At 67.4% G+C, this 26,323-nt stretch carries 26 protein-coding genes; 18 read left to right on the top strand and 8 right to left on the bottom strand.

Features of this window, described 5'->3' with window-relative positions; genetic code table 11:
* Positions 1-11 precede the first annotated feature (11 nt).
* Positions 12-683 carry a cysteine hydrolase family protein gene (locus NU688_RS29585; protein WP_257864401.1) on the top strand — a complete coding sequence of 224 codons (672 nt, stop codon included), beginning with the start codon at positions 12-14 and terminating at the stop codon, positions 681-683.
* Complete coding sequence (locus tag NU688_RS29580) at positions 680-1,450, top strand: GntR family transcriptional regulator (protein WP_374684706.1); 771 nt, start codon at positions 680-682, stop codon at positions 1,448-1,450. The genes NU688_RS29585 and NU688_RS29580 overlap by 4 nt, the downstream gene beginning before the upstream one ends.
* A 33-nt stretch (positions 1,451-1,483) precedes the next feature.
* On the opposite strand, the gene NU688_RS29575 is transcribed toward NU688_RS29580, so the two are convergent.
* From NU688_RS29575 to NU688_RS29565, 3 genes are all read right to left on the bottom strand, one after another.
* Positions 1,484-3,334, bottom strand: coding sequence for a hypothetical protein (locus NU688_RS29575; protein ID WP_257864399.1), 1,851 nt, complete (start codon positions 3,332-3,334; stop codon positions 1,484-1,486).
* A gap of 201 nt (positions 3,335-3,535) precedes the next feature.
* The gene (locus tag NU688_RS29570) at positions 3,536-4,498 is read right to left on the bottom strand and encodes a tripartite tricarboxylate transporter substrate binding protein (RefSeq protein WP_257864398.1); all 963 of its coding nucleotides are present in this window, start codon (positions 4,496-4,498) and stop codon (positions 3,536-3,538) included.
* Positions 4,499-4,538: 40 nt separating this feature from the next.
* Entirely contained in the window at positions 4,539-5,780 is a 1,242-nt protein-coding gene (locus tag NU688_RS29565; RefSeq protein ID WP_257864397.1) for a flavin-dependent oxidoreductase, read from the bottom strand.
* Positions 5,781-5,877: 97 nt separating this feature from the next.
* Here NU688_RS29565 and NU688_RS29560 point away from each other — a divergent pair, with 97 nt between their 5' ends.
* Positions 5,878-6,786 carry a LysR family transcriptional regulator gene (locus NU688_RS29560; RefSeq protein WP_257864396.1) on the top strand — a complete coding sequence of 303 codons (909 nt, stop codon included), beginning with the start codon at positions 5,878-5,880 and terminating at the stop codon, positions 6,784-6,786.
* Here NU688_RS29560 and NU688_RS29555 read toward each other — a convergent pair.
* Entirely contained in the window at positions 6,783-7,685 is a 903-nt protein-coding gene (locus tag NU688_RS29555; RefSeq protein WP_257864395.1) for a LysR family transcriptional regulator, read from the bottom strand. The two genes, NU688_RS29560 and NU688_RS29555, sit on opposite strands and share 4 nt — an antisense overlap.
* 128 nt (positions 7,686-7,813) lie before the next feature.
* On the opposite strand from NU688_RS29555, the gene NU688_RS29550 reads away from it, so the two are divergent.
* From NU688_RS29550 to NU688_RS29505, 10 genes are read left to right on the top strand one after another with little or no spacing between them, the layout of a single operon-like run.
* Complete coding sequence (locus NU688_RS29550; RefSeq protein ID WP_257864394.1) at positions 7,814-8,635, top strand: cysteine hydrolase family protein; 822 nt, start codon at positions 7,814-7,816, stop codon at positions 8,633-8,635.
* A gap of 11 nt (positions 8,636-8,646) precedes the next feature.
* Complete coding sequence (locus NU688_RS29545) at positions 8,647-9,711, top strand: ABC transporter substrate-binding protein (protein WP_257864393.1); 1,065 nt, start codon at positions 8,647-8,649, stop codon at positions 9,709-9,711.
* 14 nt (positions 9,712-9,725) lie between these two features.
* Entirely contained in the window at positions 9,726-10,517 is a 792-nt protein-coding gene (locus NU688_RS29540) for an SDR family NAD(P)-dependent oxidoreductase (protein WP_257864392.1), read from the top strand.
* A gap of 10 nt (positions 10,518-10,527) precedes the next feature.
* A complete protein-coding gene (gene allB / locus NU688_RS29535) occupies positions 10,528-12,000 on the top strand; it encodes an allantoinase AllB (RefSeq protein ID WP_257864391.1) in 1,473 nt (490 codons plus the stop codon).
* On the top strand, positions 11,997-13,154 hold the full coding sequence (locus NU688_RS29530; RefSeq protein WP_308340342.1) for a ring-opening amidohydrolase: 1,158 nt from the start codon (positions 11,997-11,999) through the stop codon (positions 13,152-13,154). The genes allB and NU688_RS29530 overlap by 4 nt, the downstream gene beginning before the upstream one ends.
* 8 nt (positions 13,155-13,162) lie before the next feature.
* Positions 13,163-14,053, top strand: a complete 891-nt coding sequence (locus NU688_RS29525) for an ABC transporter ATP-binding protein (RefSeq protein WP_257864390.1) — start codon at positions 13,163-13,165, stop codon at positions 14,051-14,053.
* Positions 14,050-14,826, top strand: coding sequence for an ABC transporter permease (locus NU688_RS29520; RefSeq protein WP_257864389.1), 777 nt, complete (start codon positions 14,050-14,052; stop codon positions 14,824-14,826). The genes NU688_RS29525 and NU688_RS29520 overlap by 4 nt, the downstream gene beginning before the upstream one ends.
* On the top strand, positions 14,823-15,239 hold the full coding sequence (locus NU688_RS29515) for a DUF3830 family protein (RefSeq protein ID WP_257864388.1): 417 nt from the start codon (positions 14,823-14,825) through the stop codon (positions 15,237-15,239). The genes NU688_RS29520 and NU688_RS29515 overlap by 4 nt, the downstream gene beginning before the upstream one ends.
* Before the next feature lie 21 nt (positions 15,240-15,260).
* A complete protein-coding gene (locus NU688_RS29510) occupies positions 15,261-16,316 on the top strand; it encodes an ABC transporter substrate-binding protein (RefSeq protein WP_257864387.1) in 1,056 nt (351 codons plus the stop codon).
* Between the two features lie 43 nt (positions 16,317-16,359).
* The gene (locus NU688_RS29505; protein ID WP_257864386.1) at positions 16,360-17,874 is read left to right on the top strand and encodes an amidohydrolase family protein; all 1,515 of its coding nucleotides are present in this window, start codon (positions 16,360-16,362) and stop codon (positions 17,872-17,874) included.
* Between the two features lie 18 nt (positions 17,875-17,892).
* Here NU688_RS29505 and NU688_RS29500 read toward each other — a convergent pair whose 3' ends face one another.
* On the bottom strand, positions 17,893-18,696 hold the full coding sequence (locus NU688_RS29500) for an exodeoxyribonuclease III (RefSeq protein ID WP_257864385.1): 804 nt from the start codon (positions 18,694-18,696) through the stop codon (positions 17,893-17,895).
* A 12-nt stretch (positions 18,697-18,708) separates the two neighbouring features.
* Between NU688_RS29500 and pyrE the strand changes: the two genes are divergently transcribed.
* Positions 18,709-19,392: an orotate phosphoribosyltransferase gene (gene pyrE / locus NU688_RS29495; protein WP_257864384.1), complete on the top strand. Its 684-nt coding sequence runs from the start codon at positions 18,709-18,711 to the stop codon at positions 19,390-19,392.
* A gap of 13 nt (positions 19,393-19,405) precedes the next feature.
* Positions 19,406-20,101 (top strand): DUF4124 domain-containing protein, encoded by a 696-nt coding sequence (locus tag NU688_RS29490; RefSeq protein WP_257864383.1) that lies wholly within the window; start codon positions 19,406-19,408, stop codon positions 20,099-20,101.
* Positions 20,102-20,141: 40 nt separating this feature from the next.
* On the opposite strand, the gene gatB is transcribed toward NU688_RS29490, so the two are convergent.
* The 3 genes from gatB to gatC are packed head-to-tail and all read right to left on the bottom strand — an operon-like array spanning position 20,142 to position 23,453.
* Positions 20,142-21,632, bottom strand: coding sequence for an Asp-tRNA(Asn)/Glu-tRNA(Gln) amidotransferase subunit GatB (gene gatB / locus NU688_RS29485; RefSeq protein WP_257864382.1), 1,491 nt, complete (start codon positions 21,630-21,632; stop codon positions 20,142-20,144).
* Position 21,633: 1 nt separating this feature from the next.
* Positions 21,634-23,154 carry an Asp-tRNA(Asn)/Glu-tRNA(Gln) amidotransferase subunit GatA gene (gatA, locus tag NU688_RS29480; protein ID WP_257864381.1) on the bottom strand — a complete coding sequence of 507 codons (1,521 nt, stop codon included), beginning with the start codon at positions 23,152-23,154 and terminating at the stop codon, positions 21,634-21,636.
* Positions 23,154-23,453: an Asp-tRNA(Asn)/Glu-tRNA(Gln) amidotransferase subunit GatC gene (gatC, locus tag NU688_RS29475; protein WP_257864380.1), complete on the bottom strand. Its 300-nt coding sequence runs from the start codon at positions 23,451-23,453 to the stop codon at positions 23,154-23,156. Before gatC ends, gatA begins: the two co-directional genes overlap by 1 nt.
* 212 nt (positions 23,454-23,665) lie before the next feature.
* On the opposite strand from gatC, the gene NU688_RS29470 reads away from it, so the two are divergent.
* The 3 genes from NU688_RS29470 (at position 23,666) to mreD (ending at position 26,285) form a co-directional block, all read left to right on the top strand.
* Positions 23,666-24,709: a rod shape-determining protein gene (locus NU688_RS29470; RefSeq protein ID WP_013538761.1), complete on the top strand. Its 1,044-nt coding sequence runs from the start codon at positions 23,666-23,668 to the stop codon at positions 24,707-24,709.
* An 86-nt stretch (positions 24,710-24,795) separates the two neighbouring features.
* Positions 24,796-25,767 (top strand): rod shape-determining protein MreC, encoded by a 972-nt coding sequence (gene mreC, locus NU688_RS29465; RefSeq protein WP_257864379.1) that lies wholly within the window; start codon positions 24,796-24,798, stop codon positions 25,765-25,767.
* Positions 25,764-26,285: a rod shape-determining protein MreD gene (gene mreD / locus NU688_RS29460; protein ID WP_257864378.1), complete on the top strand. Its 522-nt coding sequence runs from the start codon at positions 25,764-25,766 to the stop codon at positions 26,283-26,285. The genes mreC and mreD overlap by 4 nt, the downstream gene beginning before the upstream one ends.
* Positions 26,286-26,323 lie beyond the last annotated feature (38 nt).

Below are 26,323 nucleotides of genomic sequence, written 5' to 3'. Positions count from 1 at the left end.
CCGGAGCCAGCATGCGCATAGAACAAGCCAACCCCTTCGCCTACGAGTTCGAAGTTCAGAACACTGCGCTGGTCCTCATCGACATGCAGCGGGACTTCATCGAGCCCGGTGGCTTCGGCGAAACGCTGGGCAACGACGTGTCGCTGCTCGAAGCGATCGTTCCCGCGACGCAAGCCGCCCTGGCGGCGTGGCGCAAGGCCGGCGGCCTGGTGGTCCACACGCGCGAGGCGCACAAGGCAGACCTCTCCGATTGCCCGCCCGCCAAGCGCAACCGCGGCAACCCGAGCTTGCGCATCGGCGACGAAGGCCCGATGGGTCGCATCCTCGTGGCGGGCGAGCCCGGCAACCAGATCATCGATGCGCTCGCGCCGGTCGACGGCGAACTCGTCATCGACAAGCCCGGCAAGGGCATGTTTCACGCCACCGGCCTGCATGAACTGCTGCAGCAGCGCGGCATCACGCACCTGCTGTTCGGCGGCGTCACCACCGAGGTCTGCGTGCAGACCAGCATGCGCGAGGCCAACGACCGCGGCTACGACGGCCTGCTGCTCGAGGACTGCACCGAGAGCTACTTCCCGGCTTTCAAGGCGGCGACGCTCGACATGATCCGCGCGCAGGGCGCCATCGTCGGCTGGACCGCGCCGAGTGCGGCGTTGCTGGCTGCGCTGAACAACGCGACATGAAGCCGGTGCCAGCGGCTACCATCCCCCACGTGTCTACCGTCCGACCCCGCCCAGCTTCCCCCGCGCCCGCCGCCGATACGGCCGTTTTTCGTACACGCGCCGACGAGGTCTATGCGCAGCTCAAGCGCGACGTGGCCGAGTTCATCCTCGTGCCCGGCGACCGATTCACCGAGAACGAGATCAGCGACCGCCTCGGCGTGTCGCGCACGCCGGTGCGGCAGGCGCTGTTCCGGTTGCAGCAGGAGGGTTTCGTCGAGGTGCTGTTCCGCAGCGGCTGGCGCGTGCTGCCCTTCGACTTCGACCAGTTCGAGCAGCTCTACGACCTGCGCATGGTGCTGGAGACCACCGCGGTGCATCGAATTTGCGAAGCCGATCATCGTGTCGACCGCAGCCTGCTCGACACGCTGGCCGGCATCTGGCTCGTGCCGGTGGCCGAGCGCAGCACCGACACCGCTCAGGTCGCGCAGTGGGACGAAGCCTTTCACTGCGCGCTCGTGTCCGCTGCGGGCAACGCCGAGATGGCGCGCGTGCACAGCGACGTGACCGACCGCATCCGCATCATCCGCCGGCTCGACTTCACCAAGCAGCCGCGCATCGAAGCCACCTACGACGAGCACGCGAAGATCCTCAAGGCGATCCGCGCGAACCGGGGCGATCAGGCGGCGATGCTGCTGCGCGCGCACATCGAGACCAGCCAGGCGGAGGTGCGCAAGATCACGTTGCACCAGGTGCATCTGGCGCGGCACGCGGGGCGCGCGCCGCGCTGAGGCATCGCACCCGAAGGCGCGGTGCCGGTGCCGTTACGGTGCGCCGAGAGGAATGAACGAAATCTGGGGATCGTTCGTCAGGCCGATCGCCGACATTCCGTCCGGCGTGACTGCCAACTGGCGGTCGAGAAGGTTCTTCGTGTAGCTCGCGAACCTGAAGGACTTCAGCACACGTCCATCTGGTGAGTGGAGCCAGATATCGGTGTCTCCATACATGCCGTTGATGCCGCATATCACGCGACCATCCCTGGTGACTTCCACGTTGTTGGGATAAGCGGCTCCTCCCGGAAGGTAGTCAATGAAGGCCAAGGTGGCGGGATTCACCGAGGAGCAAAGATAGGGCGCGCCCGTTGCGGTGTAGAGCGCAGTTCCCTCTGCATCGACGGCGATGTCGACGACGGTGCCGGACGGAAAGACGGGCTGTCCTTCCGCGATGGACTTCACCATCAGAATCCCGTTTGCCATTGCCGAGTAGTCGACATCGAAGACATGGAGAGTGCTGAAGGGGCCGTGTGCAAAAACCTTGCGTCCATCGGAAGAGGCGGCAAAGAGCACATTGCCGATCGAGCTCGGGAACGTGCCAATGCTTTGACCCTTGGCATAGGCGGTGCCGTCACTTGCAAGAACGATGTCCTGGCCATTGGTGCGGATAGCTTGCAAGGTCAGAGGCGAATACTTCTCGGTTTTCAGTGGCCAGGCTTCGCGCTTGGACGCGGTTGCCAGATCGACGACGACGATGGTCTTGCTGCTCGTATCCAGGACGTAGAGCTTGCTCCCATCAGCTGCAACCGTCATCTCGTTCAGCACCGTGCCAACGTTCGGAATGGTGCCGACCTTGGTGCCGAGATGCGCGTTGTAGATGTCGATGGAGGTTCCGCTGTTGTGCGCGTAGACATAGGGCCGGATCTTGTCGGCAACGAGGTTCGTATAGATCGCGGGCAAGGAGGTCGGCGTCGTCAGCTCGCTGCCGGAACGCCACAGGCCGACTTGAACGACCGCGGAGGCCACGTCTGGATTGGAGCTGTTCAGCGTGACGGTCGCATAGCTGATCGCGCCCAGCGGTGCCAGCTTGGGATCCGCGGTGAGCACCAGGCCTGCGCCGGAGCCCGTCGTGCCGCTGCTCGTTACTGACAGCCAAGAGGCGCTGGAGGTGGCGGTCCAGGGCAGAGCGGCGCCGAAGTTGTCAGTGACCTTCAGGGTTCTAGTGAGTACCGATCCGCTGGGCAGGCTCGCGAAACCGATGCCCCATTCGGAGACAAGCAGTAGCCGCTTGTCCCGGTTCAACACCAGGTTCAGGGGCAGCGTGGCGGTGTCGCCGTTGACCTGCGCCGTCACCGTCGCAATGCCGGAATGGGTGCCGGGCGCGGCGGCATTGAAAACCGGCGAGAAGCTCAACGAAGTTCCACTCGCGTCGACGGTGCCGGAGGTGGGGGAGGCGGTGACCCAACTGGGCAATGGTGCCGAGAGGGTCCAGGGCCACTTGTTGTCCCTGTTCAGGCCCATGAAGATCGACTGGGGGATCTCGTCGCGCCCTTTGGGGCCACCCAGCGTGACGGTTGTGGACGGCGTCGACAGCTGCGGTTTGGGGGGCGGGACCGGGAGTGCGGCCCGGGCAGCCAGAGAGCCTGGATCGACAGGCAGTCGTGACGAAGCGGTGCTCGCCGTCAGGCCGCCGATCGACTCGACGTTAGACGCTTGCAGCGGGACGGCCTCACCCTTCATTTCTGTGAAGGAGAGTGTCTTCGTGTTGTTCGTATCAGCAGGGCTGGAGGCAAGGGCCGTTGGCGCTGCACCAGCAAGGCCGGGAGAATCTCCGCCACCACCACCACCACATGCAGCGAGCGCCAGACAAAAGCCAACGATGGCTGTGAATTTCAGCGTCATGTCCCTCTTCCCTCGTCATCTCAATCGCTAGGAGCCGCACAGCGTTGCGATGCAAGGTGCATGCACGGCGGTTAATACTTATTGCCGAAAGTATCGCAGCTTCGTGTGACGCGTGTCTTGACCGTTGTGTGACGAGCGATGCTCAGGCGCCGCGCGACCCGCCGCGGCGCAGTGGTCAAGGAGGAACAAGGGCCGGTGCGTTCAGTCCGCAGTGATGTTTCCCCGCTTGACCACCGTCGCCCACCGGTCCGCATCCTTCTTCACCAACGCCCCGAACTCCGCTGGCGTCGAGCTCGCCGGCACCATGCCCTGCGACTCGAAGGACTTCGCCACCTCGGGTTGCTTCAGCACCGCTGCGATCTCCTTGTTGAGCCGCGCCACCACCTCGGGCGGCGTGCCCTTGGGGGCGAGTACGCCGTACCACATGTCCACGTTGTCGGCGGTCACGCCGGCCTCGGCGAGCGTCGGCACGTCGGGCAACTGCGGCAGCCGCTTGCTGCTGCCGGTGGCGATGGCCCTGAGCTTGCCGACCTGGATGTGCTGCAGCGCCACATGCACCGGCAGGAACATGTAGTCGATGCGCCCGCCGAGCAGGTCGGTTACCGCGCCGGCTGTGCCCTTGTACGGCACGTGCAGCAGGTCAGTGCCGGTGCCTTGCATCAGCAGTGCCATCGAGAGGTGATGCGGCGTGCCCACACCCGGCGTGGCGTAGGTCAGCTTGGCCGGCTCCGCCTTGGCTGCGCTCACCATCTGCGCGACCGATGTCGCTTTCTGCACATTGGGGTTGGTCACCAGCAGCAGCGTGCCCCACGAGGTGAGCGACACCGGCGCGAAGTCGGCCACGGGGTCGTAGCTCAGCGACTTGCAGAGGCTGCGGTTCATCACCAGCGTGTTGACCTGCACCATCAGCGTGTAGCCGTCGGGCTTGGCACGCGCGACTTTCTCGCTGCCGATGTTGCCACTCGCGCCCGCGACGTTTTCCACGATCACGGGCTGGCCCAGCAGCGCGGGCAGGCGGGCCGAGAGCTGGCGCGCGACCAGATCGATGCCGGTGCCCGGCGTGTAGGGCACGACGAGCGTGATCGGCTGGTCGGGCCAGGCATGGGCCGCGGCGGCGCTCGCCGCAACGAGCAGGGTGGTCAGGGTCTTGGCAATCAATCGCATGGTCTGTCTCCGTCTTGTTCTGTGAGGGAAGTGCCGGCGCTCAGAGGTAGGAGGCGCGCGCCTTCAGCGCGACCGGGTCGTAGCCCGCCACGCGCTTGTAGTTGTCCGAGATGGCCTGCAGCTCGGCATGGCTCACCACGTCCTCGATCTGCCCGAAGCGCTTGCCGCCCGAGCGCTCGAACACTTCGCGCAGGATCGCGTCAGGCGGGTTGCTGCGGTTGGTCAGCACCACGTTGGTGGTGGCCTTCACGCGCACGCGGTCGTAGTCTTCGAGCGCCGCAGTGCCGACACCCAGGTCCTTGAGCGCGCCTGCGAGGAAGCGCGCGTCGATGATCGCCTGCCCCGCGCCGTTGGAGCCGCGCGGCACCATCGGATGCGCGGCGTCGCCCAAGAGCGTGAGGCGGCCATGCGTCCAGCGCGGCAGCGGGTCCTGGTCGACCATCGGGTACTCCAGGATGGTGTCCGACGCGCGGATCAGCGCGGGCACGTCGAGCCAGTCGAAGTGCCAGTCGGCAAAAGCGGGGAGAAAGTCCTCGAGCCGGCCGGTGCGGCTCCAGTCGCGCATCGCGGGCTGCGGCGCGTGGATCTCGGCGACCCAGTTCACGAGCTGGTGGCCTTCGGCATCGATGTCGTTGCGGATCGGGTAGATCACCATCTTGCCGACCGCGAGCCAGCCCGCGCGCACCATGCTCGCGCCCGAGAGAAAGGGCTTCCATCGCGCGGTGCCGCGCCACATGTTCACGCCCGAATAGCGCGGCGCGCCTTCGCTGGGATAAAGCTGCTTGCGCAGCGCCGAGTGGATGCCGTCGCAGCCGATGGCCACTGCGCCGCGGACGGCGGGCGCATCGGCGAAGTGCACGGTGACGCCGCCCGCGTCCTGCGTCACGCCGGTGCAGCGGTGGTTGCAGACCACGCTGTCGGGCCCCAGGCGCTTGAGCGTTTCTCCCAGCAGCACCGTCTGCAGATCGCCGCGGTGGATCGAGAACTGCGGCCAGTCGTAGCCCGCATGCTCGCCCGCGGCTTCCTGAAAGATCAGCTGGCCGTGCTCGGTGAAGAAGATCGACTCCTTCGTGCGCACGCCCACCGCATCGAGTTGCGGCAAGAGGCCGAGCTCGGTCAGCTCGCGCACCGCGTGGGGCAGCAGGTTCACACCCACGCCGAGCGGCTTGAGCTCAGGCACGGCCTCGTACACGCGGCAGGCAATGCCGGCCTGGTGCAGGCTCAGCGCGAGGGTCAGGCCGCCGATGCCGGCGCCCAGGATGATCACTTGCTTGTCGTTCATGGCTCTAGAAAGTCTTCCGTTTGTCTCGGGTCGTATTGGGAACGGAAGTCAGCCATTTGTGAAATTTAGATGTGCTATGGATTTATCATGAATCCTTATGAACCTCTCGACCCGCCAGATGCGCGCCTTCCTGCAGGTGGCGCGCCTGGGCAACTTCACGCGCGCGGCCGAGCAGGCGCACATCACGCAGGCGGGGCTGAGCATCCTGATCCGCGAGATGGAAAAGCAATTGGGCTGCCGGCTCTTCGACCGCACGACGCGCGTGGTGAGCCTCACGCCAGCCGGGCGACGCCTGCTGCCGGTGGTGGAACGCCTGGTCACCGACCTCGACGACGTGGCCGCGCAGCTCGGTGCCGAGGGCGACGAGGCGCGCCAGACCTTGCGCATCGCAGCCACGCCGCTGGTGTCCTCGCACCTGCTGCCGCAAGTCTTCAACACCTTCCGCCAGGCGCATCCGCAGGTGAACCTGCGCCTCTTCGATGCCGACCTGCGCGATGTGGAAGCGATGGTCACCGCCGGTGATGCCGACATGGGCCTCGGCTTCTTCTTCAAGGCCGCGGTAGGGCTGGAGCGCACGCCGGTCGGGCGCTTTCACCTGATGCGTGTGGCGTCTTCAGAGGAGGCCGATGAAGCGCCGGCCATCGGCACCGCGCCGTGGTCCGCACTGCGCACCGCCGAACTCATCGGCCTGCCATCGGGCAACCCGATCCAGAAGGTGATCGACCAGCACCTGCTGGCCACCATCGGCCGCGCCGATGCACAGCGGCCCACCTTCAATTTCTTCGGCACGCTGATCTCGATGGTCGAGGCCGGCTTCGGCACCGCCGTGATGCCGACCTTCGCGCTCGCGGCCTGCCGCCGCCACCGCGTGCGCACCGACGTGCTGGTCAAGCCGAAGGTGGGGCTCGACTTCTATCGCATCGCCAAGCGCGGCGCACACGAGACCGAAGCGATGCAGGCTTTTGTCGCGACGCTGGAGAAGGCGCTGCCCGCGCTCTCGCGTTAATCCGCCTCTGGGGTTTCGGTAAGCCGCTTGCGCAGGAACTCCGCGAAGGCATAAGCGATCACCGGCAGCTGCCGTCCGCGCAGGCTGGCCAGCACCAGTTCGCCGCGCGGAAAGCCGCGGTCCTCGATGTCCCGGGCCACGATGTTGGGGTCTTCTGTCCGGGTGCCGATGGCCATCTGGAACGAGATCGACTGGCCGTCGTACAGGCAGCCGCGCAGGAACTCGAAGCTGTTGCTCTCCACCATGGCCCGGATCGAGGTGGAACTGCGCGCGAGAAAGCGCTCGAGCAGCTGGCGCCCGCCCGTGTCGCGGTTCGGCAGCACCACCGGGTAGTCGGCGCAGTCGCGCAGGCGCAAGGCCTTGGCTTTCGCCAGCGGATGGCGCCTGTGCATGATCGCCATGAGCTTCTGCTCGACCGCGCACACGCGCTCGATGTCGGCTTCGGGCGAGAGGTTGAACACCAGCGCCAGGTCGGTCTCGAAACTGCGCAACGCGCCGGCCGCCTGCACGTGGTCGCCGATGCGCGCGTCGAAACCCACCAGCGGATGCGTCTTGCCGAAGTCGTTGATGGCGGCCGGCAGGAAGCGCGGCGCGAGCGCCTGGCTCGCCACCAGCCGCACCGATCCGCGGCGCAAACCCTGCAGCTCCTCGATCTCGGAGCGCACGCGGTCCAACTCCGATGCGCGCCCGCGGATGTAGCGCACGAACAGCTCGCCCGCCGCGGTGAGCCGCATGCCGCGCGGTAATCGCTCGAAGAGCGGCGTGCCCAGTTCTTCCTCGAGGTCCTGGATGCGGCGGTTGACGGCGGAGGGCGCAACGTGCAGCCGCTCGGCCGCCTGGCGGATCGAGCCGGCCCGGGCGACCTCGTCGGCGTAGCGCAGAAAGCGAAGGTGGTTCATGCCCGCGGCAGTTGCACGAAGTGCGCCAGAACCGTTGCGGTCACCGTTGCCGCAACGGCAATGCACAGTACGTGAATCGGTACGGATCAGGAGCACCTTCTGGCACGTCGGCTGCGTGCCCGCATCGCATGACACGCCGATCCGCGCCTTCGCGCACCAACACAGAGCAACCGTCCGTTCGCTTCGGCCCGGCGCCCCACAACGCGTGGACGCTGGCCGGCGGCCGCGTCAGCCTGGTGCGCGCACCGAAGCGGCCGCTGCCGGTGCAGATGTCCGCCGAGCCGCAGCCCATCGAGTTCGATCTCGCGCGCAGCGCGCTGGTCGTGGTCGACATGCAGAACGACTTCTGCCACCCCGAGGGCTGGTTCGCGCAGAAGGGCATCGGCATCCGCGCGGCGCGCAAGCCGATCGCGGCCATCGCCCAGCTGCTGCCGGCGTGGCGCGCGGCCGGCGGTGCCGTGGTGTGGCTCAACTGGGGCATTCGCGCGGACCGCCTCAACCTCTCGCCCACGGTGCAGTTCAAGGGCAAGCGCAGCGCCGATGGCGTCGGCTATGCGGAGCATTCGCCCATCGACCACGGTCCTTCGCTGGTGCAGGGCGAATGGGGCGCGCAGGTGATCGACGAGCTGGCCGTCGAGCCCAGCGACATCACCGTCCACAAGCACCGCCTGAGCGGCTTCTGGGACAACGAGCTCGACAGCATCCTGCGCCAGCAGGGCATCACCACGCTGCTGTTCGCGGGCATCAACACCGACCGCTGCGTGTTCTCGACGCTGCAGGACGCGAACTTCCTCGGCTACGACTGCGTGTTGCTGAAGGACGCGTGCGGCACCCCGTCGCCCGCCTATGTCACGCGCGGCATTCATTTCATCGTGCAGCAGCTGCACGGGTTCGTGGCGACCGCCGAGTCCCTGCTTGATTCGCTGTCCTCTCTTTCCAAGAAACGCTAGGAGTCCTTCGCATGTCGCCGTCTCTCTTCTCTAACTTGCGCCCGGTGCGCGCGCTCGCTGCGCTGGCCACCGCCGCCGGCCTTGCCCTGGCAGCCACTGGCGCCGCCGCGCAGGTGCCGGTCAAGCTCGTGCTCAACTGGAAGTACGAAGGCCCGCAGGCTTGGTTCTTCGTGGCCCAGGACAAGGGCTACTTCAAGGCCGAGGGCCTGGACGTCCAGATCGACCAGGGCGAGGGCTCCGCCGCCTCGATCCCCAAGGTGGCGGCCGGCGCCTACCAGGCCGGCTTCGGCGATCTCAACGCGCTGATCGACCTCGCATCGAAGCGCCCGGCCGACGCGCCGGTGGCGGTCTACATGCTCTACAACACGCCGCCCTTCACGATCGTGGTGAAGCAGGACAGCCCGATCAAATCGCCCAAAGACCTGGAAGGAAAAACCATTGGCGGCCCTGCCAACGACGGCGCGCTGAAGCTGTTCCCGGCCTTCGCCAAGCTCGCGAAGGTCGATGCCGCCAAGGTGACCATCACCAACATGGCGCCCAACCTGCGCGAGCAGATGCTCACGCGCGGGCAGATCGACGCCGCCTTCGGTTACGTGACCACCGTGAGCTTCAGCGCCAAGGCGATGGGGCTCGATCCGGCGAAGGACCTGCGCTTCATCCGCTACGGCGACAACGGCATGGACCTGTACTCCAACGCCGTGTTCTTCTCGCGCACCTTCGTGCGCGACAACCCCAAGGCGGTGCAAGGTTTCGTGAAGGCGCTGAACCGCGCGGTGAAGGAAGTCATCGCCGACCCGGACATGGGCATCGACTACGTCATGAAGCGCGAGCCGCTGCTCAAGCGCGAGGTTGAAAAAGAAAAGCTGTTCGCCACGCTGCGCAACGACATGAGCCACCCCGAGGTGGCCCGCATCGGCCTGGGCGACGTGGACGACGCGCGCCTGAAGAAATCCATCGACATCGTGGTGGACGCCAACCAGCTGCCGCGCACGCCGGCAACGGCCGAGGTGTTCGACCGCAGCTTCCTGCCCGCGCGCGCCGAGCGCCCCTCCAAGACATTGAACGCATCGAACTGAAAGCGAGTAACGACATGGACCTGCAACTCAAAGACAAGGTGGCGCTCATCACCGGCCCGGCCAAGGGCATGGGACGCGCCGTCACGCTGGCCTTCGCGCGCGAAGGCACGAAGCTGGTGCTGGCCGGGCGCGACACCGGCGCCATCGAACCCGTGGCCGCGGAAGCCCGCGCGCTCGGCGTCGCGGCGATCGTCGTGCCCTGCGACCTGACCGTGGGTGCACAGACCGAGGCGCTGGCGGCGCATGCGCTGGAAGCCTTCGGTCGCATCGACGTGCTGGTGAACGTGGCCGGCGGCTCGGGGCCCATCGGCAAGACCGGCTGGGAAACCACCACCGAGGAGTTCGACGAGATCGTGCGGCTCAACATGACCGGCTGCTTCAACACCATGCGCGCCGTGCTGCCCGGCATGGTCGCGCGCAAGAGCGGCAAGGTGGTCAACGTGGGCGGCACCTTCGGCATGCGCGGGCGCGCCGGCCGCATGGCGTATTCGGCCTCCAAATGGGGCCTGCGCGGCATCACCAAGAGCTTTGCGCTGGAGGCCGGGCCGCATGGCATCAACGTGAATTGCGTGGCGCCCGGCATGGTCGACGGGCCGCGCTTTCGCGAGAAGGTCTGCGCCAACATGGCCGGGAAACTGGGCATCACGCTGGAAGAGGCGATGACGCGGCACGCGGCCGACTACGCGCTGCGCCGCGTCTCCACCGACGCGGACGTGGCCAACGCCTGCCTCTTCATGGCGAGCGAGGTGTCGCGCCAGATCACCGGTGTCGACCTGCCCGTCGATGGCGGCTGGGCGATGCTCTGAGGAGGCCGCGATGCAAAAAGAAGTCGACCTCGTCATCCGCGGCGCCCGCGTGGTCTCTGCGGACCAGATCATCGAAGCCAGCGTGGCCATTGCCGGCGAGCGCATCGTGGCCGTCGGCCATGACGACACCATGCCGCCCGCGCGCGAGGAGATGCGCGCCGACGGCCTCTACCTGCTGCCCGGTGCCATCGACAGCCACGTGCATTTCCGCGACCCCGGCTATCCGAACAAGGAAACCTGGAAGACCGGCTCGGCCGCTGCCGCGATGGGCGGCGTGACCACGGTGTTCGAGATGCCCAACACCAACCCGTCGACCGGCACCGTCGAGGCGCTGCGCATCAAGCAGAAGGCGGCCGAGTCCTCGTACTGCGACTTCGGCATCCACGGCCTGTTGGGCGACGACACGGTCGACCGGCTCGAGGAACTGCTCGACGCCGGCGTCACGAGCTTCAAGGCCTTCGTCGGCAACACCTTCGGCAACCTGCCCGCGCCCACCGACGGTGCGCTGCTCGAAGGCTTCGAGAAGCTCGCGCCGCTGGGCATCCGCACGGTGGTGCATGCGGAAAACTCGTCGATCCTGCAGCGCCGCCAGAAGAAGATGCAGGCGGCCGGCCGCATCGATGCCATGGCCCACCTGGCCGCGCGGCCCGCCGTGGCCGAGATCGAGGCCATCGGCCGCGTGCTCACGCTGGCCGAATGGACCGGCGCGCGCGTGCACATCGCGCACCACAGCGCGGCCGATTCGCTCTTCCTGCTGCGCGAAGCCAAGCGCCGCGGCGTGGACGTGACGGCCGAGACCTGCCCGCAGTACCTGTTGCTGAACACCGGCCACATGCTGAAGCTGGGCGGCGTGATGCGGCTCAACCCGCCGATCCGAGAGGCGCGCCACAACCAGCCGCTGTGGGACGCGCTGCTCGACGGCACGCTGGACATGATCGCCACCGACCACGCGCCGCACACGCCGGAAGAGAAAACCCGCGAGAGCATCTGGGACTGCGACTGCGGTTTTCCGGGCGTCGAGACGCAGATGCCGCTGATGCTGACCGAAGTGAACCGCGAGCGCGCGACGCTGATGGACTACGTGCGCTGGAGCGCGGTGAACCCGGCCAAGGCCTGGGGCCTGTACGGCACCAAGGGCGTGATCGCACCGGGCGCGCACGCGGACATCGCCATCGTCGACATGCAGCGCGCCGGCACGCTGTCGCAGAACAAGCTGCAGAGCATCAGCAAGATCTCGCCGTGGAACGGCCGCGCGGTGCAGGGCTACCCGCTGCACACGCTGCTGCGCGGGCGCTTCGTGATGCGCGAAGGCAAGCTGGTGACCGATGCGGTCGGCTGGGGGCGTTCGGTGAAGGGCGTGCAGAAGATGCCCACGCCCGCGCCGCGCAACACCGAGCACTACAGCAGCGCGATCCTGAAGACGCCGCCCGGCGTGCCTGCGACCGCCGTGCCGGTGGGCGCGGTGGACTGGAACGAGGCATGAGCACCACGCGTGTGCAGCAGGTGCAGGTCTGGCGCATTCCGTGCAGCGGGCCGGGCGACCTGCGCGGCGTGAAGGCGCTGATCGATGCGGGCGAGATCGTCGCGTCCGACATCGTGGCCGTGATGGGCAAGACCGAAGGCAACGGCTGCGTCAACGATTTCACGCGCGAGTACGCATCCGCGGCGTGGTGCCACCTGCTCGCACCCGCGCTCGGCTGCACGCCCGAAGCGGTGCATGGGCGCGTCGCGCTGGTGATGTCGGGCGGCACCGAGGGCGTGCTGTCGCCGCACTTCACCGTGTTCGCGCGGCGCTGGGTGTCCGGTGCTTCTGCAGTCAAGGGCAAGCGCCTGGTGGTCGGCATTGCACAGACGCGCGACTTCCTGCCGGAGGAAATGGGTCGTGCCGCGCAGATCGATGCCACGGCCGAAGCCGTCGCCGAGGCCATGCGCGATGCCGGCATCCGGAGCGCGGACGACGTGCACTTCGTGCAGGTCAAGTGCCCGCTGCTCACCTCGGCGAAGGTATCGGCGGCGCTGGCGCGCGGCGCCTCGCCGGCCACCCACGACAGCTACGAGTCGATGGGCTATTCGCGCGGTGCGTCGGCGCTCGGCGTGGCGGTGGCGCTGGGCGAGGTCGTGCGCGAAGAGATCGGCGACGCGAGCGTGATGAGCGACTGGCGGCTGTTCTCCGCGCGCGCCTCGGCATCGGCCGGCATCGAGCTGGAAGGCAACGTTGTCATCGTGCTCGGCGAGACGGAAGGCAGCGCATCCGCGTTCCGCATCGCCCATGCGGTGATGCGCGATGCGATCGACGCCGCGAGCGTGCGCGCGCTGCTGCGCGATGCCTTCGGCCTCGACGCGGAACGGGATGCACAGGCCCTGTCCGCGCGCCTCGTGAACCTGCTCGCGAAGGCCGAGGCCAGCCCGGACGGCCGCGTGCGCGATGCCCGCCACACCATGCTCAACGACTCCGACATCCACTCGACCCGTCATGCGCGCGCCGTGGTGGGCGGCGTGCTGGCTTCGGTGGCCGGCCACACGGCGCTGTATGTGTCGGGCGGCGCCGAGCATCAGGGCCCCGCGGGCGGCGGACCCGTCGCCGCGATCCTGCGGATGGACGACGACACGGCCTTTTCTTCTTCTGTCTTTTCCTGAAGGACCTCATGGGCAACGCATTCATCCAACTGTCCGACGTGATGCTGCGCTACGGCGGCGGCACCATCGCCCTGGACCACACGACGCTGGACATCGAGAAGGGCGACTTCGTCGCGCTCGTGGGCCCGAGCGGATGCGGCAAGTCGACCATCCTGAAACTGGTGGCGGGCCTGCTGCGGCCGAGCGCGGGCGCGGTGATCGCCGGCGGGCGCGAGGTGGGCGCGGCCGGCACCGTGGTTGCGGCCGGCGCGCATGCGTCGCCCGCGCCGCGCCTTCGCATCGGCCTCGCCTTCCAGAACCCGACCATGCTGCCGTGGCTTACGATCCGCGAGAACGTGATGATCCCGCTGAAGATCGTCGAGCCCTTCCGCCAGCACTACCGCAGCAAGAAGCGCGGCGAATACGCCGAGCGCGCCGACGCGCTGCTCGCGCAGGTGGGGCTCAAGGGCTTCGGCGACAAGCGGCCGTGGCAGCTGTCGGGCGGCATGCTGCAGCGCGCCTCGCTGTGCCGCGCGCTGGTGCACGAGCCCGAGCTGCTGCTGCTCGACGAGCCCTTCGGCGCGCTCGACCAGTTTACGCGCGAGGAGCTATGGGACATCATGCAGACGCTGTGGATCGCCAGGCGGCCGACCGTGCTGCTGGTGACGCACGACCTGCGCGAATCGGCCTACCTGGCCAACCGCATCTGCGTGATGAGCGCGCGGCCGGGGCGCATTCTCGAAACGCGCGAGGTGGACTTCGCGCGGCCGCGCACGCTGGAGAGCAGCTACGCGCCCGAGTTCGCGGCGCTGGTGCAGCAGCTGCGCATGCGCATCGCCCAGGCGCGCCGCGAGAGCGATGCCGTGCCGGCGGCGCCGGCATTGGCAGAGGCGCACGCGCTCGAAGAGGTGGCCGCATGATTGCGCCGCTCGCACGGCAGCGCCTGCTTTCCGCGGGCGCGCTCATCGGCTTCTTCGTGCTGTGGGAGGTGGTCTGCCTGGCCTTCGGTGTGTCCGACCTGATCCTGCCGCGCCCGAGCCAGATCGCGCTGGTGCTGGTCCAGAAGATGCCGCTCTTGTGGCCGCACACCGTGCAGACGCTCTACACCACGCTCGCGGGATTCGTGCTGGGCGTGGGCGCGGGCATCGCCATCGGCGTGGTGATCGGCTCGTCGAAGCTGGCCTACGACGTGACCTATCCGCTGCTGGTGGGTTTCTCCAGCATTCCGAAGGTGGCGGTGGTGCCGCTCTTCGTGGTGTGGTTCGGCGCGGGCACCGTGCCGGCGATCCTGACCTCGATGGTGATCAGCGTCTTCCCGGTGGTGGTGAACGTGGCCACCGGCCTCGCGAGCACCGAGCCCGAGCTGGAAGACGTGCTGCGCGTGCTCGGCGCGAGAAAGCGCGACATCCTGTGGAACGTGGGCCTGCCGCGCGCGCTGCCCTATCTCTTCGCCTCGCTCAAGATCGCGATCACGCTGGCTTTCGTGGGCACGGTGCTGAGCGAAACGGTTGCGGCCAACCAGGGCATCGGCACGGTGATGATGATCGCCAGCGGCAATTTCGATGTGCCGATGGTGTTCGCCGGACTCTTCCTGCTCGCGGCGATGGGCGTGGCACTGTATGCCGTCTCCTCGCTGGTCGAGCGGCGGATGACCGGCTGGGCGCAACGCAAGACCGACATGGCGATGGCATGAAGAACGACCTCATCCGGATCACCGCCGGTGGCCTCTGCTTCGTGGCAGAGACGCACCCCGACGCACCGCTCACCGTGGCGGCCTTTCGCCAGCGGCTGCCTTATCGCCAGAAATTGATCCACGTGCGCTGGAGCGGCGAAGGCTGCTGGGTGCCGCTGGGTGACTTCCAGCTGGGCGTGGGTTTCGAGAACCACACCAGCCACCCCTCGATGGGCGACATCCTGTTCTACCCCGGCGGCTACAGCGAGACCGAGATCATCCTGGCCTACGGCGCCTGCAGCTTCGCCAGCAAGATGGGCACGCTCGCAGGCAACCACTTCCTCACCATCGTCGAAGGGCGGGAGCAGTTGCGCGCGCTCGGCACCAAGGTGTTGTGGGAAGGCGCGCAGGACGTTCTCTTCGAAGCCATCTGATTCAACCAACGAAAGCCTCCCATGTCCTCTCCAGTGTCCCGTCGCGCAGCGGTCGTCGCTGTGTCCGCCGCATTGGGCGCATCGCTCGCAGCGCTTCCGATGCGCGAATCGCGCGCCCAGTCGCTCACACCCATCAAGTTCGTCCTCGACTGGAAGTTGCAGGGCATCCATGCCTGGTACTACCTGGCGGAAGACCGGGGCTACTTTGCCGCTGAAAAGCTCGCGGTGGCGATCGACCAGGGCGACGGCTCCGCGGCGGCCGTGACCAAGGTGATGGCCGGTGCCTACGACGCGGGCTTCGGCGATGTCAACGCGATCGTGCAGAACGCGGCCGCCAGGCCCGGCGCCGCGCCCGTGATGGTCTACATGATCTACAACCGCGCGCCCTTCGCCCTCATCGTCAAATCGGGCAGTCCCATCAGGACGCTGAAGGACCTGGAGGGCCGCACGCTGGGCTCGCCGGCCGGCGGCGCTGCACTGCGCATGTTCCCGCTGATGGCGGCCAGGAACGGCGTGGACGCGAGCAAGGTCAAGTGGACGAACATGGCGCCCAATCTGCAGGAGCAGATGATGCTCAAGGACCATGTCGAAGGCTCGGCCGTGTTCTCGGTGACGAGCTACATGAACCTGGTGGCGCAGGGCGTGGACCCGGACAAGGACATCCGCTGGTTCCACTACGGCGACCACGGCGTCGACCTGTACGGCAACGGCGTGCTGGTGTCCCGCCAGTTCCTGAAGGACAAGCCGCAGGCCGTGGCCGGGCTCGTGCGCGCCATCCACAAGGGACTGCGCGACACCGTGGCCGATCCCGATGCGGCGATTGCCGCGCTGATGAAGCGCGAGCCGCTGCTCAACGCGGCGCTGGAGAAGCGGCGCCTGCTGTACACGCTTCGCACCGTGATGCTGACGCCCGAGGTCGCGGCCAACGGCATGGGCGATGTGAACGATGCGCGCATGGCGCGCGCCATCGGGCAGGTCAGGGAGGCGTTCGAACTCGCGAGCGCACCCGCGGCCGGTGAGGTCTTCGACCGGCGCTTTCTGCCTCCGCTGGCGGAGCGCAAAATCGCCGCGCCGTAGGTCCAAGGACACGCACACGCAACCCGACGACAAAAGAAACGCCATGCCCGCTCCGATGCACGAAGGCCCGCTCGACTGCGCATGGCTGCTGGCCGATCCTGGCGCGCAGCCTGCGCAGTCCGATGTGCGCATCGAACTGGCGGGCGATCGCATCCGGTCGATCGTTCCGCTGGCGGACGAAGCCGGCACCGGCGGGCCGCGCCTGCTCGCGCTGCCCGCGCTGGCCAACGCGCACGACCATGCGCGCACCTTTCGCAGCGCCACGCTCGGCGCCTTCGGCCAGCCGCTCGAAGGCTGGCTGCCGTTCCTCGGCGTGGTGCCGGGCATGGACCCTTACCTTTGCGCCGCGACCTCGTTCGCGCGTTCGGTGCGGCACGGTGTCGCGAACCTGATGGTTCACTACACGCGCGTGCAGGGCGGCATGGCCTATGTCGACGAAGCCGAGGCGGTGGCGCGCGCGGCGCGCGATGTCGGCGTGCGCATCGGTTTCGCCATCGCGATGCGCGACCGCCACGGCATCGCCTACTGCGACGACGCGACCGTGCTGGCGGCGTTGCGGCCCGGCATCCGCGATGCGGTTGCCGGGCGGCTCGCGGTGAAGCCGGTGGCGCCGGCCCAGCAGCTTGCGCTGGTCGATGAGGTTGCGCGCATGGTGGAGGAGGGCGGCCACGGCGAGCATGTGACCGTGCAGTACGGACCGACCGCGGTGCAGTGGTGCAGCACGCCGCTGCTCGAGGCGATCGCACAGGCGTCGGCCGACACGGGCCGTCCGGTTCACATGCACCTGCTCGAAACGCGCTACCAGCGCGACTGGGCCGATGCGAATCACCCCGGCGGCATCGTCCGCTTTCTCGACGACATCGGCCTGCTGACGCCGCGCCTCACGCTCGCGCATTGCTCCTGGGCGCGGCCCGAGGACCTGGCGCTGATCGCCGAACGTGGCGCGACCATCGCGGTCAACACCAGTTCCAACCTCGGGCTCAAGTCGGGCATCGCGCCGGTGCCTGAAATGCTGAAGCACGGCTGCCGCGTCGCGATGGGCCTGGACGGCATGGCCTTCGATGAAGACGACGATGCATTGCGCGAGATGCGGCTGGCGTATTCGCTGCACCGCGGCTGGGGCTACGACACCATGATGACGCGCGAGGAACTCTGGGCCTTCGCGTCGCGCAACGGCCCGCGCAGCGTGCGCGGTGGCCTGGCCTCGGGCGGCCGCATTGCGCCCGGCACCGCGGCCGACCTTGTGCTGCTGGATTGGGACGCGCTCGACGACGATGCGCTCTTCGCCGATACCGACCCGCTCGATCTGCTGCTCGCGCGTGCCAACGGCAGCCACATCGCCAAGGTGCTGGTCGGCGGGCGCGTGGTGGTCGATGCGGGGCGCGTGCAGGGAATCGACGAGCCCGCATTGCGCGCCGAGCTGCTGGCGCGCATGCGCAGCGCACTGGCCGCGGGCCATGCCGGGGCCACGTCGTGGCGCGACACCGTCAGGGCGCTGGCGGACGACCTCGGGCCGTTCTATCGCCGCGGGCAGATGATGGGCGGCGGCTGCTGCTAGGCAGTTCGCCTCGCAGGCTCAGAGCGTGAAGTCGTACTCCACCGTGATCGGCGCGTGGTCGCTGAACTTCACGGTCTTGTAGATCTGCTCGGTGCGCGCCAGCGCGCCGATGGCCGGCGTGGCCAGGTGGTAGTCGAGCCGCCACCCCACGTTGTTCGCGTAGGCCTGGCCGCGGTTGCTCCACCAGGTGTAGGCCTCGTCGGTGGTCTCGGGCTTGAGCATGCGGTAGACGTCCACCAGGCCCGCGCCCTCGGCGCCGGCGTCCAGCAGCCGGGTCATCCAGGCGCGTTCCTCGGGCAGGAAGCCGCTGTTCTTCTGGTTGCTGCGCCAGTTCTTCAGGTCGATCTGCTGGTGCGCGATGTTGATGTCGCCGCACAGTACGAACTCGCGCTCTTTCTTGAGCGCCAGCAGATGCGGGAAGAAGCCCTTGAGAAAACGGAACTTGGCCAGTTGCCGCTCCTCGCCCGAGCTGCCGCTCGGGAAGTAGCAGCTGATGACCGAGAACTTTCGTTTTGGCGTGTCGAAACGCAGTTCCAGATAACGGCCTTCGGCATCGAACTCGGTGTCGCCCCAACCCACCACTATCTCGCTCGGAATGTGTTTTGTGTAAACAGCTGTTCCTGCATAGCCCTTTTTCTCGGCAAAATGGAAGTGTCCCTTGAGCCCCGCCATTTCCTCGAAGCGGCCCTCGATGTCGCTCGCCTGAACTCGGATCTCCTGCATGCAAATACAATCCGGCGCCGATTCGGCAACCCAGTCGGCAACGCCCTTGGTGGCGGCCGAACGCAGGCCATTGAGATTGAGACTGGTCAGTTTGAACACAAGGAATTTCCAATGGCTGTAGATGGTGAGAAAAGCAGCGCGGTCGCGCAGGACTTCGTTCAGTTCGCGCTCGATGCCGGCGTGCTTCGCTTCGGCGAGTTCAAGACCAAGGCCGGCCGGATGAGTCCTTACTTCTTCAATTCGGGCCTCTTCGACGACGGCGCCAAGATCGCGCGGCTCGCGGGATTCTATGCAGACCGGCTCGTCGAGAGCGGCCTCGAATTCGACATGATCTTCGGCCCCGCCTACAAGGGCATCCCGCTGGGCGCCACGGTGGCCGCCGAGCTGGCCCGGCGCGGCCGCAACTACCCCTTTGCCTACAACCGCAAGGAAGCCAAGGCGCACGGCGAGGGCGGCAACTTGGTGGGCGCGCCGCTCAAGGGCCGCGTGCTGATCGTCGATGACGTGATGTCCGCCGGCACCGCGGTGCGCGAATCGATTGCCGCGATCGAGGCCGCGGGCGCCACGCCGCATGCCGTGGCCATTGCGCTCGACCGGCAGGAAAAAGCCACCGAGAACGGCGTCGACGTGGACCACAGCGCCGTGCAGTACGTGCGCAACCAACTGGGCCTCACGGTGATCGCCATCGCCACGCTGGACGACCTGCTGAGCTACCTCTCGGGCGACGCCGCGGCCGACCTCAGCGCGCACCGCGAGCGCGTGCTGGCCTACCGCACGCGCTACGGCGCCCACTGAGGGTCGGACAGCGATGCGCACACGCGATCACGGCAAGCCCCATCGCCTGCTGGCGGTGGCATCGTTTTTCCTGGTGGCCTTTTCCTCTGTTGGCGTTGCGCATGCGCAGGGCAAGGACGCTCCCGCCGGCAGCATCTACACCTGCACCGACGCGCAGGGCCGCACGCTCACGGCGGACCGTCCGATCCCTGCTTGCAACGACCGCGAACAGCGCGAACTGAGCCCGAGCGGCCTCACGCGCCGCAAGATCGAACCCACGTACTCGGCGCGCGAGATGGCCGAGCGCGAGGACCGCGCCCGCGAAGCCGCCGTGCAGGCAGCCAAGGCGACCGACGAGCGCCGCCGCGAGCGCGCGCTGCTGGTGCGCTACCCCAGCGCCGCCTCGCACGACCGCGAGCGCAAGGAGGCGCTCTCGCAGGTCGATGCGGTGATCCAGGCGGCGCAGAAGCGCATTGCCGAACTGGGCGAAGACCGCCAGAAGATCGACGAGGAGCTCGAGTTCTACAAGAAGGACACGAGCAAGGCGCCGGGCGCGATGCGCCGCAAGCTCGAGGACAACACGCAGAGCGTGGCGGTGCAGAACCGCTTCATCGCCGAACAGGAAGATGAGAAGAAGCGGGTGAATGCGCGCTTCGATGAAGAGCGCGCGCGGTTGAAGCCACTCTGGGGACCTGCCCCAAGCGCAGCCGCCGCAGCGGCACCGCGCTGAATCTGCCGGGGCCGCGATGGCCCCGGGATTCGCCGATTGATCAGCCCAGCTTGGCTTTCAGCAGCTCGGTGACCTGCGCGGGGTTGGCCTTGCCGCCGCTGGCTTTCATCACCTGACCCACGAGACCGTTCAGCGCCTTCTCCTTGCCGCCACGGTATTCCTCGACGTTCTTCGCGTTCTTGGCGATGACTTCGTCGAGGATCGCATCGAGCGCGCCGGTGTCGGCCATCGGCTTCAGGTCCTTGGCCTCGATGATCGCGTCGACGTCGCTGCCTTCGCCGGTCCAGAGGGCATCGAACACCTGGCGCGCCGCATTGTTCGGCAGCGTGCCGTCGGCAATGCGCTTGACCAGCTGGCCGAGCTGCAGCGCGCTGACCGGTGCCGCCTCGATGCCGATCTCCTGTGCGTTCAGGCGGCGCGCCATCTCGCCGGTGATCCAGTTGCTCGCGAGCTTGGGCGTGGCGCCGGCTTTCACCGCTTCGTCGAAGTAGTGCGCGAGCGCGAGGCTCTGCGTGAGCTGCGCCGCGTCGTATTCCGACAGGCCATGGTCGCGCACATAGCGCTCGGCCATCGCACGCGGCAGCTCGGGCATCTCGCTGCGCACGCGCTCGATCCAGTCGGCCGCGATCACCAGCGGCGGCAGGTCCGGATCGGGGAAGTAGCGGTAGTCGGCCGAATCTTCCTTGGCGCGCATCGCACGCGTCTCGCCGGTGTCGGGGTTGAACAGCACGGTGGCCTGCTCGATCTTGCGGCCGTCTTCGATCTCCTCGATCTGCCAGCGGATCTCGTAGTCGATTGCCTGCTGCATGAACTTGAAGCTGTTCAGGTTCTTGATCTCGCGCCGTGTGCCCAGCTTGTCGCCGGGCTTGCGCACCGACACGTTGGCATCGCAACGGAAACTGCCTTCCTGCATGTTGCCGTCGCAGATGCCGATCCACGTCACGATCTTGTGCAGCTCCTTCGCGTAGGCCACGGCCTCGGCAGTGGAGCGCATGTCGGGCTCGGTCACGATTTCCAGCAGCGGCGTGCCGGCGCGGTTCAGGTCGATGCCGCTCTGGCCGATGAAGTCCTCGTGCAGCGACTTGCCCGCGTCTTCCTCGAGGTGGGCGCGCACGAGGCGCACGGTCTTCTTTTCTTCGCCGAGGAAGAACGACACCGAGCCGCCCTGCACCACCGGAATCTCGAACTGGCTGATCTGGTAGCCCTTGGGCAGGTCGGGATAGAAGTAGTTCTTGCGCGCGAACACGCTGCGCGGCGCGACATGCGAGCAGAGCGCCAGGCCCAGCTTGATGGCGCGTTCGACCGCGCCCTTGTTCATTACCGGCAGCGTGCCGGGGAGCGCGAGGTCCACTGCGCAGGCCTGCGTGTTCGGCTCGGCACCGAAGGCGGTGGAGGCGCGGCTGAAGATCTTGCTCGCGGTCGACAGTTGCGCGTGCGTCTCGAAGCCGATGATGACTTCATAGCCGCGCACGAGCGGGCCGGTCGGGCGGCCTTGTTGCTGTGCTTCGAAGGTGTTCACGGTCTCGCTCATTTCAGAAACCCTCCGGCGTGCGGGTGTGCCAATCGGTGACTTGCTGGAAGCGGTGGGCTGCGTTCAGCAGCTTGGCTTCGCCGAAGTAGTTGCCGATCAGCTGCAGGCCTACGGGCATCGGCTTGCCGATGCCCTCTTTCGAGCCTTGCATGCCGGCGTCGAAGCCCGCGGGCACGCTCATGCCCGGAAGGCCTGCGAGCGATGCGGGCAGCGTGAAGATGTCAGCGAGGTAGTCGGCCACCGGGTCGTCGCCGTGCTCGCCGATCTTCCATGCGGTGATCGGCGCGGCGGGGCCGGCGATCACGTCGCACTGCTTGAAGGCCTGCTGGAAGTCGTCGGCGATCATGCGGCGCACCTTTTGCGCCTGCAGGTAGTACGCGTCGTAGTAGCCGTGCGAGAGCACGTAGGTGCCGATCATGATGCGGCGCTTCACTTCGTCGCCGAAGCCTTCGGCGCGCGTGCGTTCGTACATGTCGGACAGGTCCTTGTACTGCTTCGCGCGATGGCCGAACTTCACGCCGTCGAAGCGGCTCAGGTTGCTCGACGCTTCGGCCGCGGCGAGGATGTAGTACACGGGAATCGACAACTCGGTGCGAGGCAGCGACACCTCGACGCGCTTGGCGCCTAGCTTCTCGTATTGCACAAGCGCTGCGTCGATGGCGGCGCGCACGCCGGGCGCCACGCCTTCGCCGAAGAACTCCTTCGGCACGCCGATGCGCAGGCCCTCGAGCGAGTCGTTCAGCGAGCGGCCGAAGTCTTCGGCGGGCTTGTCGATCGAGGTCGAATCGCGGTCGAGATCGGGACCGCAGAAGGCCGACAGCAGCAGCGCGCAGTCTTCGGCCGAGCGCGCCATCGGGCCGGCCTGGTCCAGGCTCGATGCGAAGGCCACCATGCCGTAGCGCGAGGCGCGGCCGTAGGTTGGCTTGATGCCGGTCACGCCGCAAAAAGATGCGGGCTGGCGGATCGAGCCGCCGGTGTCGGTGCCGGTGGCTGCGGGCGCGAGGCGTGCCGCCACGGCCGCCGCGCTGGCGCCCGAGGAGCCGCCCGGAATGCGCTCGCGGTTCCACGGGTTCTGCACCGGCACGGCCTTGTCGTGGCCCACGGCGGGCACGGCGATGTTTTCGTTGGCCGAACCCATCGCGAACTCGTCGCAGCTCAGTTTGCCGAGCGTGACCGCACCGGCCTCGGCCAGGCGACGCACCACGGTGGCGTCGAAGGGCGAGCGGTAGCCCGCGAGCATCTTCGAGCCGGCGGTGGTGGCGAAATCGGTGGTGACGAAGATGTCCTTGTGCGCGATCGGCACGCCGGCCAGCGCCGGTGCGTTGCCCGCGGCGAGGAGCGCATCGGCCTTGCGGGCCTGGGCCAGCGTGACTTCTTCATTGACGTCGACAAAGGTGCCGAGCGATTCGTGGGCCTTCATGCGGCCGAGGAATGCCTGCGAGGCTTCGACGGCCGAGACCTTGCGCTCGGCCAGGGCCTTGGCCAGGGCGACCACGCCCATTTGGTGCAGTTCGCCGCTCATTATTCGATCACCTTGGGCACGAGGAAAAGGCCCGCCTCGACGGCGGGGGCGCTCTTCTGGTTGGCTTCGCGGTTGTTGGGTTCGCTCACGACATCGTTGCGCAGGCGCAGCGTGATGTCCTCGATCGCGGCCACCGGATGGGCCAGGGGCTCGATGCCGGTGGTGTCGACCGAACGCATGCGTTCGACCAGGTCAAAGAAGCCATTGATCTGACTGAGCATGCGCTCGCTTTCGTCGGAGGCAAGCTGCAGCCGCGCCAGGGAGGCGATGCGTGCGATATCTGAAGCGTCAAGGGACATGGGTCGAACCGGTCAAAAACCGAAGGTAATCGCACGCCGAAGAGGGTGCTAACACGGGAATCAGAGGGGATTCAGGTATTATCCCGCCTTTGCCGCAACCCCCGCGAACGCGCCGGCTTTTGCGCCAAAAACGATCAATTCACCCCGTCAAACGACCCAAAAATAGAGCGACGACCTGCCGATGCGCAGGCCGTGCTCAGAGGATTCCGCACATGTTTGGAGCTTTCCGTCGGTACTTTTCCACCGACCTTGCGATCGACCTCGGCACCGCCAACACCCTGATATTCGCCCGCAACAAGGGCATCGTGCTGGACGAGCCCTCCGTCGTCGCGATCCGCCACGAAGGCGGTCCGCACGGCAAGAAGGTGATCCAGGCCGTCGGCCGCGAGGCCAAGGCCATGCTGGGCAAGGTGCCCGGCAACATCGAGGCGATCCGCCCGATGAAGGACGGCGTGATCGCCGACTTCGTGATCACCGAGCAGATGATCAAGCAGTTCATCAAGATGGTGCATCCGCGCACGCTGCTCACGCCGAGCCCGCGCATCATCATCTGCGTGCCCTGCGGTTCGACCCAGGTCGAGCGCCGCGCCATCAAGGACGCGGCCGAAGCGGCAGGCGCCACCTCCGTCTACCTCATCGAAGAACCCATGGCCGCGGCCATCGGCGCGGGCCTCCCCGTCAGCGAAGCCTCGGGCTCGATGGTGGTGGACATCGGCGGTGGCACCACCGAAGTGGGCGTCATCTCGCTGGGCGGCATGGTCTACAAGGGCTCGGTCCGCGTGGGCGGCGACCGCTTCGACGAAGCCATCATCAACTACATCCGCCGCAACTACGGCATGTTGATCGGCGAGCCGACGGCCGAAGTCATCAAGAAGACCATCGGCTCGGCCTTCCCGGGCTCCGAAGTCAAGGAAATGGAAGTCAAGGGCCGCAACCTCTCCGAAGGCGTGCCGCGCAGCTTCACCATCAGCAGCAACGAAGTGCTGGAAGCCCTGACCGATCCGCTCAACAACATCGTCTCGGCCGTGAAGAACGCGCTGGAGCAGACGCCGCCCGAACTGGGCGCCGACATTGCCGACCGCGGCATGATGCTCACCGGCGGCGGCGCCCTGCTGCGCGACCTCGACCGCCTGCTGGCCGAGGAAACGGGCCTCCCGGTGCTCGTGGCCGAAGACCCGCTGACTTGCGTGGTGCGCGGCTGCGGCATCGCCCTCGAGCGCATGGACCGTCTGGGCAGCATCTTCACGAGCGAGTAAAAGGCGAAAGCCATCATCGGCCGGCCTCTGCTTGCATAGGCCGGCTTTTTGTTATTTGATTCCGCACCACCGCCGGGTCTGAATTCATGCCTCTGGGCACGCTCGATCGCACAGCGCCACCCCTGTTCAACCAGGGACAGTCGGCACTCAGCAAGCTGATCTTCTTCGGCGCGCTCTCCCTGTTCCTCATGGTGGCCGATGCACGCTTTCATATCGTGCAGCCGATCCGCGCGACCCTCGGCGCGGTGCTCTACCCGGTGCAATGGGTGGCGCTCAAGCCGGTGCAGATCATGATGGGCGGCGGCCGCTACCTCGAAGACCTGCAGACCGCCCAGCGCAACGAGACCGACGCCCGCAAGGCGCTGATGATGCAGGCCGAGCGCGCAAGCCAGGCCGATACGCTGGCGCAGGACAACGCCCGTCTGCGCGAGCTGCTCGAACTGCGCCAGACCACCACCACGCCGGGCCGCGCGGCCGAGGTGCTCTACGACGCCGCCGACCCCTACACCCGCAAGATCGTCATCGACCAGGGCCTCACGCAGGGCGTGGTGGCGGGTTCGCCGGTGATCGATGCGCGCGGCGTGCTCGGCCAGGTCACGCAGGTGCTGCCCTTCACGAGCGAGGTCACGCTGGTGATCGACCGCGACCTCGCGATTCCCGTGCAGAACACCCGCACCGGCGTGCGCAGCGTGGCCTTCGGCGACGCCTCGGCGCACGGCGGCGGTCTGGAGCTGCGATTCATGGCCGCCAACGCCGATCTGCAGGAGGGCGACCTGCTCTCCACCAGCGGCGTCGACGGCATCTACCCGTCCGGCCTGCCGGTCGCGAAGATCGAGCGCATCGAGCGCCGCGCCGATTCGGCCTTTGCCCGCATCTACTGCCTGCCGCTCGCCAGCGTGACCGCCGCGCGCTACGTGCTGGTGCTCGAGCCCACCGGTGCCCCGACTGCGCCGCCGCCCGCCGCCACTTCCAGCACCCAACGCAAGCGCCCCGAAGGCAGGCCGGGCGCCGGCAAGAACGAGAAGAAACCCGCAGCATCCGCAGGAGGAGGCCGATGATCAAGCGCCCAGGCCAGCAGCAGCTTCTGTTGCCCGTCAGCCCGCTCTTCATGTGGACCAGCCTCATCGTGGCGCTGCTGGTCAACATGATCCCCATCGGACGTGCCGCCTGGATGCCCGACCTGCTGGCGCTGGTGATCGTGTTCTGGGGCGTGCACCAGCCCTCGCGCGTGGGCATCGGCGCGGCCTTCGTGTTCGGCCTGTGCATGGACGTGCACCAGGCCTCCATGCTGGGCCAGCATGCGCTGTCCTACACGACGCTGGGCTTCTTCGCGATCACGATCCACCGGCGGCTGCTCTGGTATCCGGTGCTGTCGCAGGCGCTGCAGGTGCTGCCGCTCTTTGCGCTGTCGCAGCTGATCGAGGTCATCACCCGGATGATCGGCGGCGGCGTGTTCCCGGGCTGGATGGTGCTGATCTCGCCGGCCGTCGAGGCTGCGCTGTGGCCGTTGGCAAGCGCCCTCTTGCTTGCCCCCCAACGCCGCACCCCGGAACCCGACGAGAACCGCCCCCTCTAAGCCTCGCCCGCGGCATCTGCCATTGCACTTGACTTGCA

This window comes from Variovorax sp. ZS18.2.2 (genome assembly GCF_024701975.1).
GTDB lineage: Bacteria > Pseudomonadota > Gammaproteobacteria > Burkholderiales > Burkholderiaceae_C > Variovorax.
The sequence above is the reverse complement of the archived record's forward strand: the minus strand, read 5'-3'. Positions and strand labels throughout refer to the sequence as shown.

Coding starts and splice junctions, on each gene's coding strand:
- NU688_RS29545 (WP_257864393.1), top strand. CDS start 8,647: ATGTCGCCGTCTCTCTTCTCTAACTTGCGCCCGGTGCGCGCGCTCGCT.
- NU688_RS29580 (WP_374684706.1), top strand. CDS start 680: ATGAAGCCGGTGCCAGCGGCTACCATCCCCCACGTGTCTACCGTCCGA.
- mreC (WP_257864379.1), top strand. CDS start 24,796: ATGCCTCTGGGCACGCTCGATCGCACAGCGCCACCCCTGTTCAACCAG.
- NU688_RS29565 (WP_257864397.1), bottom strand. CDS start 5,780: ATGAACGACAAGCAAGTGATCATCCTGGGCGCCGGCATCGGCGGCCTG.
- NU688_RS29525 (WP_257864390.1), top strand. CDS start 13,163: ATGGGCAACGCATTCATCCAACTGTCCGACGTGATGCTGCGCTACGGC.
- gatC (WP_257864380.1), bottom strand. CDS start 23,453: ATGTCCCTTGACGCTTCAGATATCGCACGCATCGCCTCCCTGGCGCGG.
- NU688_RS29515 (WP_257864388.1), top strand. CDS start 14,823: ATGAAGAACGACCTCATCCGGATCACCGCCGGTGGCCTCTGCTTCGTG.
- NU688_RS29540 (WP_257864392.1), top strand. CDS start 9,726: ATGGACCTGCAACTCAAAGACAAGGTGGCGCTCATCACCGGCCCGGCC.
- NU688_RS29470 (WP_013538761.1), top strand. CDS start 23,666: ATGTTTGGAGCTTTCCGTCGGTACTTTTCCACCGACCTTGCGATCGAC.
- NU688_RS29520 (WP_257864389.1), top strand. CDS start 14,050: ATGATTGCGCCGCTCGCACGGCAGCGCCTGCTTTCCGCGGGCGCGCTC.
- NU688_RS29555 (WP_257864395.1), bottom strand. CDS start 7,685: ATGAACCACCTTCGCTTTCTGCGCTACGCCGACGAGGTCGCCCGGGCC.
- gatA (WP_257864381.1), bottom strand. CDS start 23,154: ATGAGCGGCGAACTGCACCAAATGGGCGTGGTCGCCCTGGCCAAGGCC.
- NU688_RS29560 (WP_257864396.1), top strand. CDS start 5,878: ATGAACCTCTCGACCCGCCAGATGCGCGCCTTCCTGCAGGTGGCGCGC.
- NU688_RS29505 (WP_257864386.1), top strand. CDS start 16,360: ATGCCCGCTCCGATGCACGAAGGCCCGCTCGACTGCGCATGGCTGCTG.
- mreD (WP_257864378.1), top strand. CDS start 25,764: ATGATCAAGCGCCCAGGCCAGCAGCAGCTTCTGTTGCCCGTCAGCCCG.
- NU688_RS29550 (WP_257864394.1), top strand. CDS start 7,814: ATGACACGCCGATCCGCGCCTTCGCGCACCAACACAGAGCAACCGTCC.
- NU688_RS29585 (WP_257864401.1), top strand. CDS start 12: ATGCGCATAGAACAAGCCAACCCCTTCGCCTACGAGTTCGAAGTTCAG.
- NU688_RS29570 (WP_257864398.1), bottom strand. CDS start 4,498: ATGCGATTGATTGCCAAGACCCTGACCACCCTGCTCGTTGCGGCGAGC.
- pyrE (WP_257864384.1), top strand. CDS start 18,709: ATGGCTGTAGATGGTGAGAAAAGCAGCGCGGTCGCGCAGGACTTCGTT.
- gatB (WP_257864382.1), bottom strand. CDS start 21,632: ATGAGCGAGACCGTGAACACCTTCGAAGCACAGCAACAAGGCCGCCCG.
- NU688_RS29530 (WP_308340342.1), top strand. CDS start 11,997: ATGAGCACCACGCGTGTGCAGCAGGTGCAGGTCTGGCGCATTCCGTGC.
- NU688_RS29510 (WP_257864387.1), top strand. CDS start 15,261: ATGTCCTCTCCAGTGTCCCGTCGCGCAGCGGTCGTCGCTGTGTCCGCC.
- NU688_RS29490 (WP_257864383.1), top strand. CDS start 19,406: ATGCGCACACGCGATCACGGCAAGCCCCATCGCCTGCTGGCGGTGGCA.
- allB (WP_257864391.1), top strand. CDS start 10,528: ATGCAAAAAGAAGTCGACCTCGTCATCCGCGGCGCCCGCGTGGTCTCT.
- NU688_RS29575 (WP_257864399.1), bottom strand. CDS start 3,334: ATGACGCTGAAATTCACAGCCATCGTTGGCTTTTGTCTGGCGCTCGCT.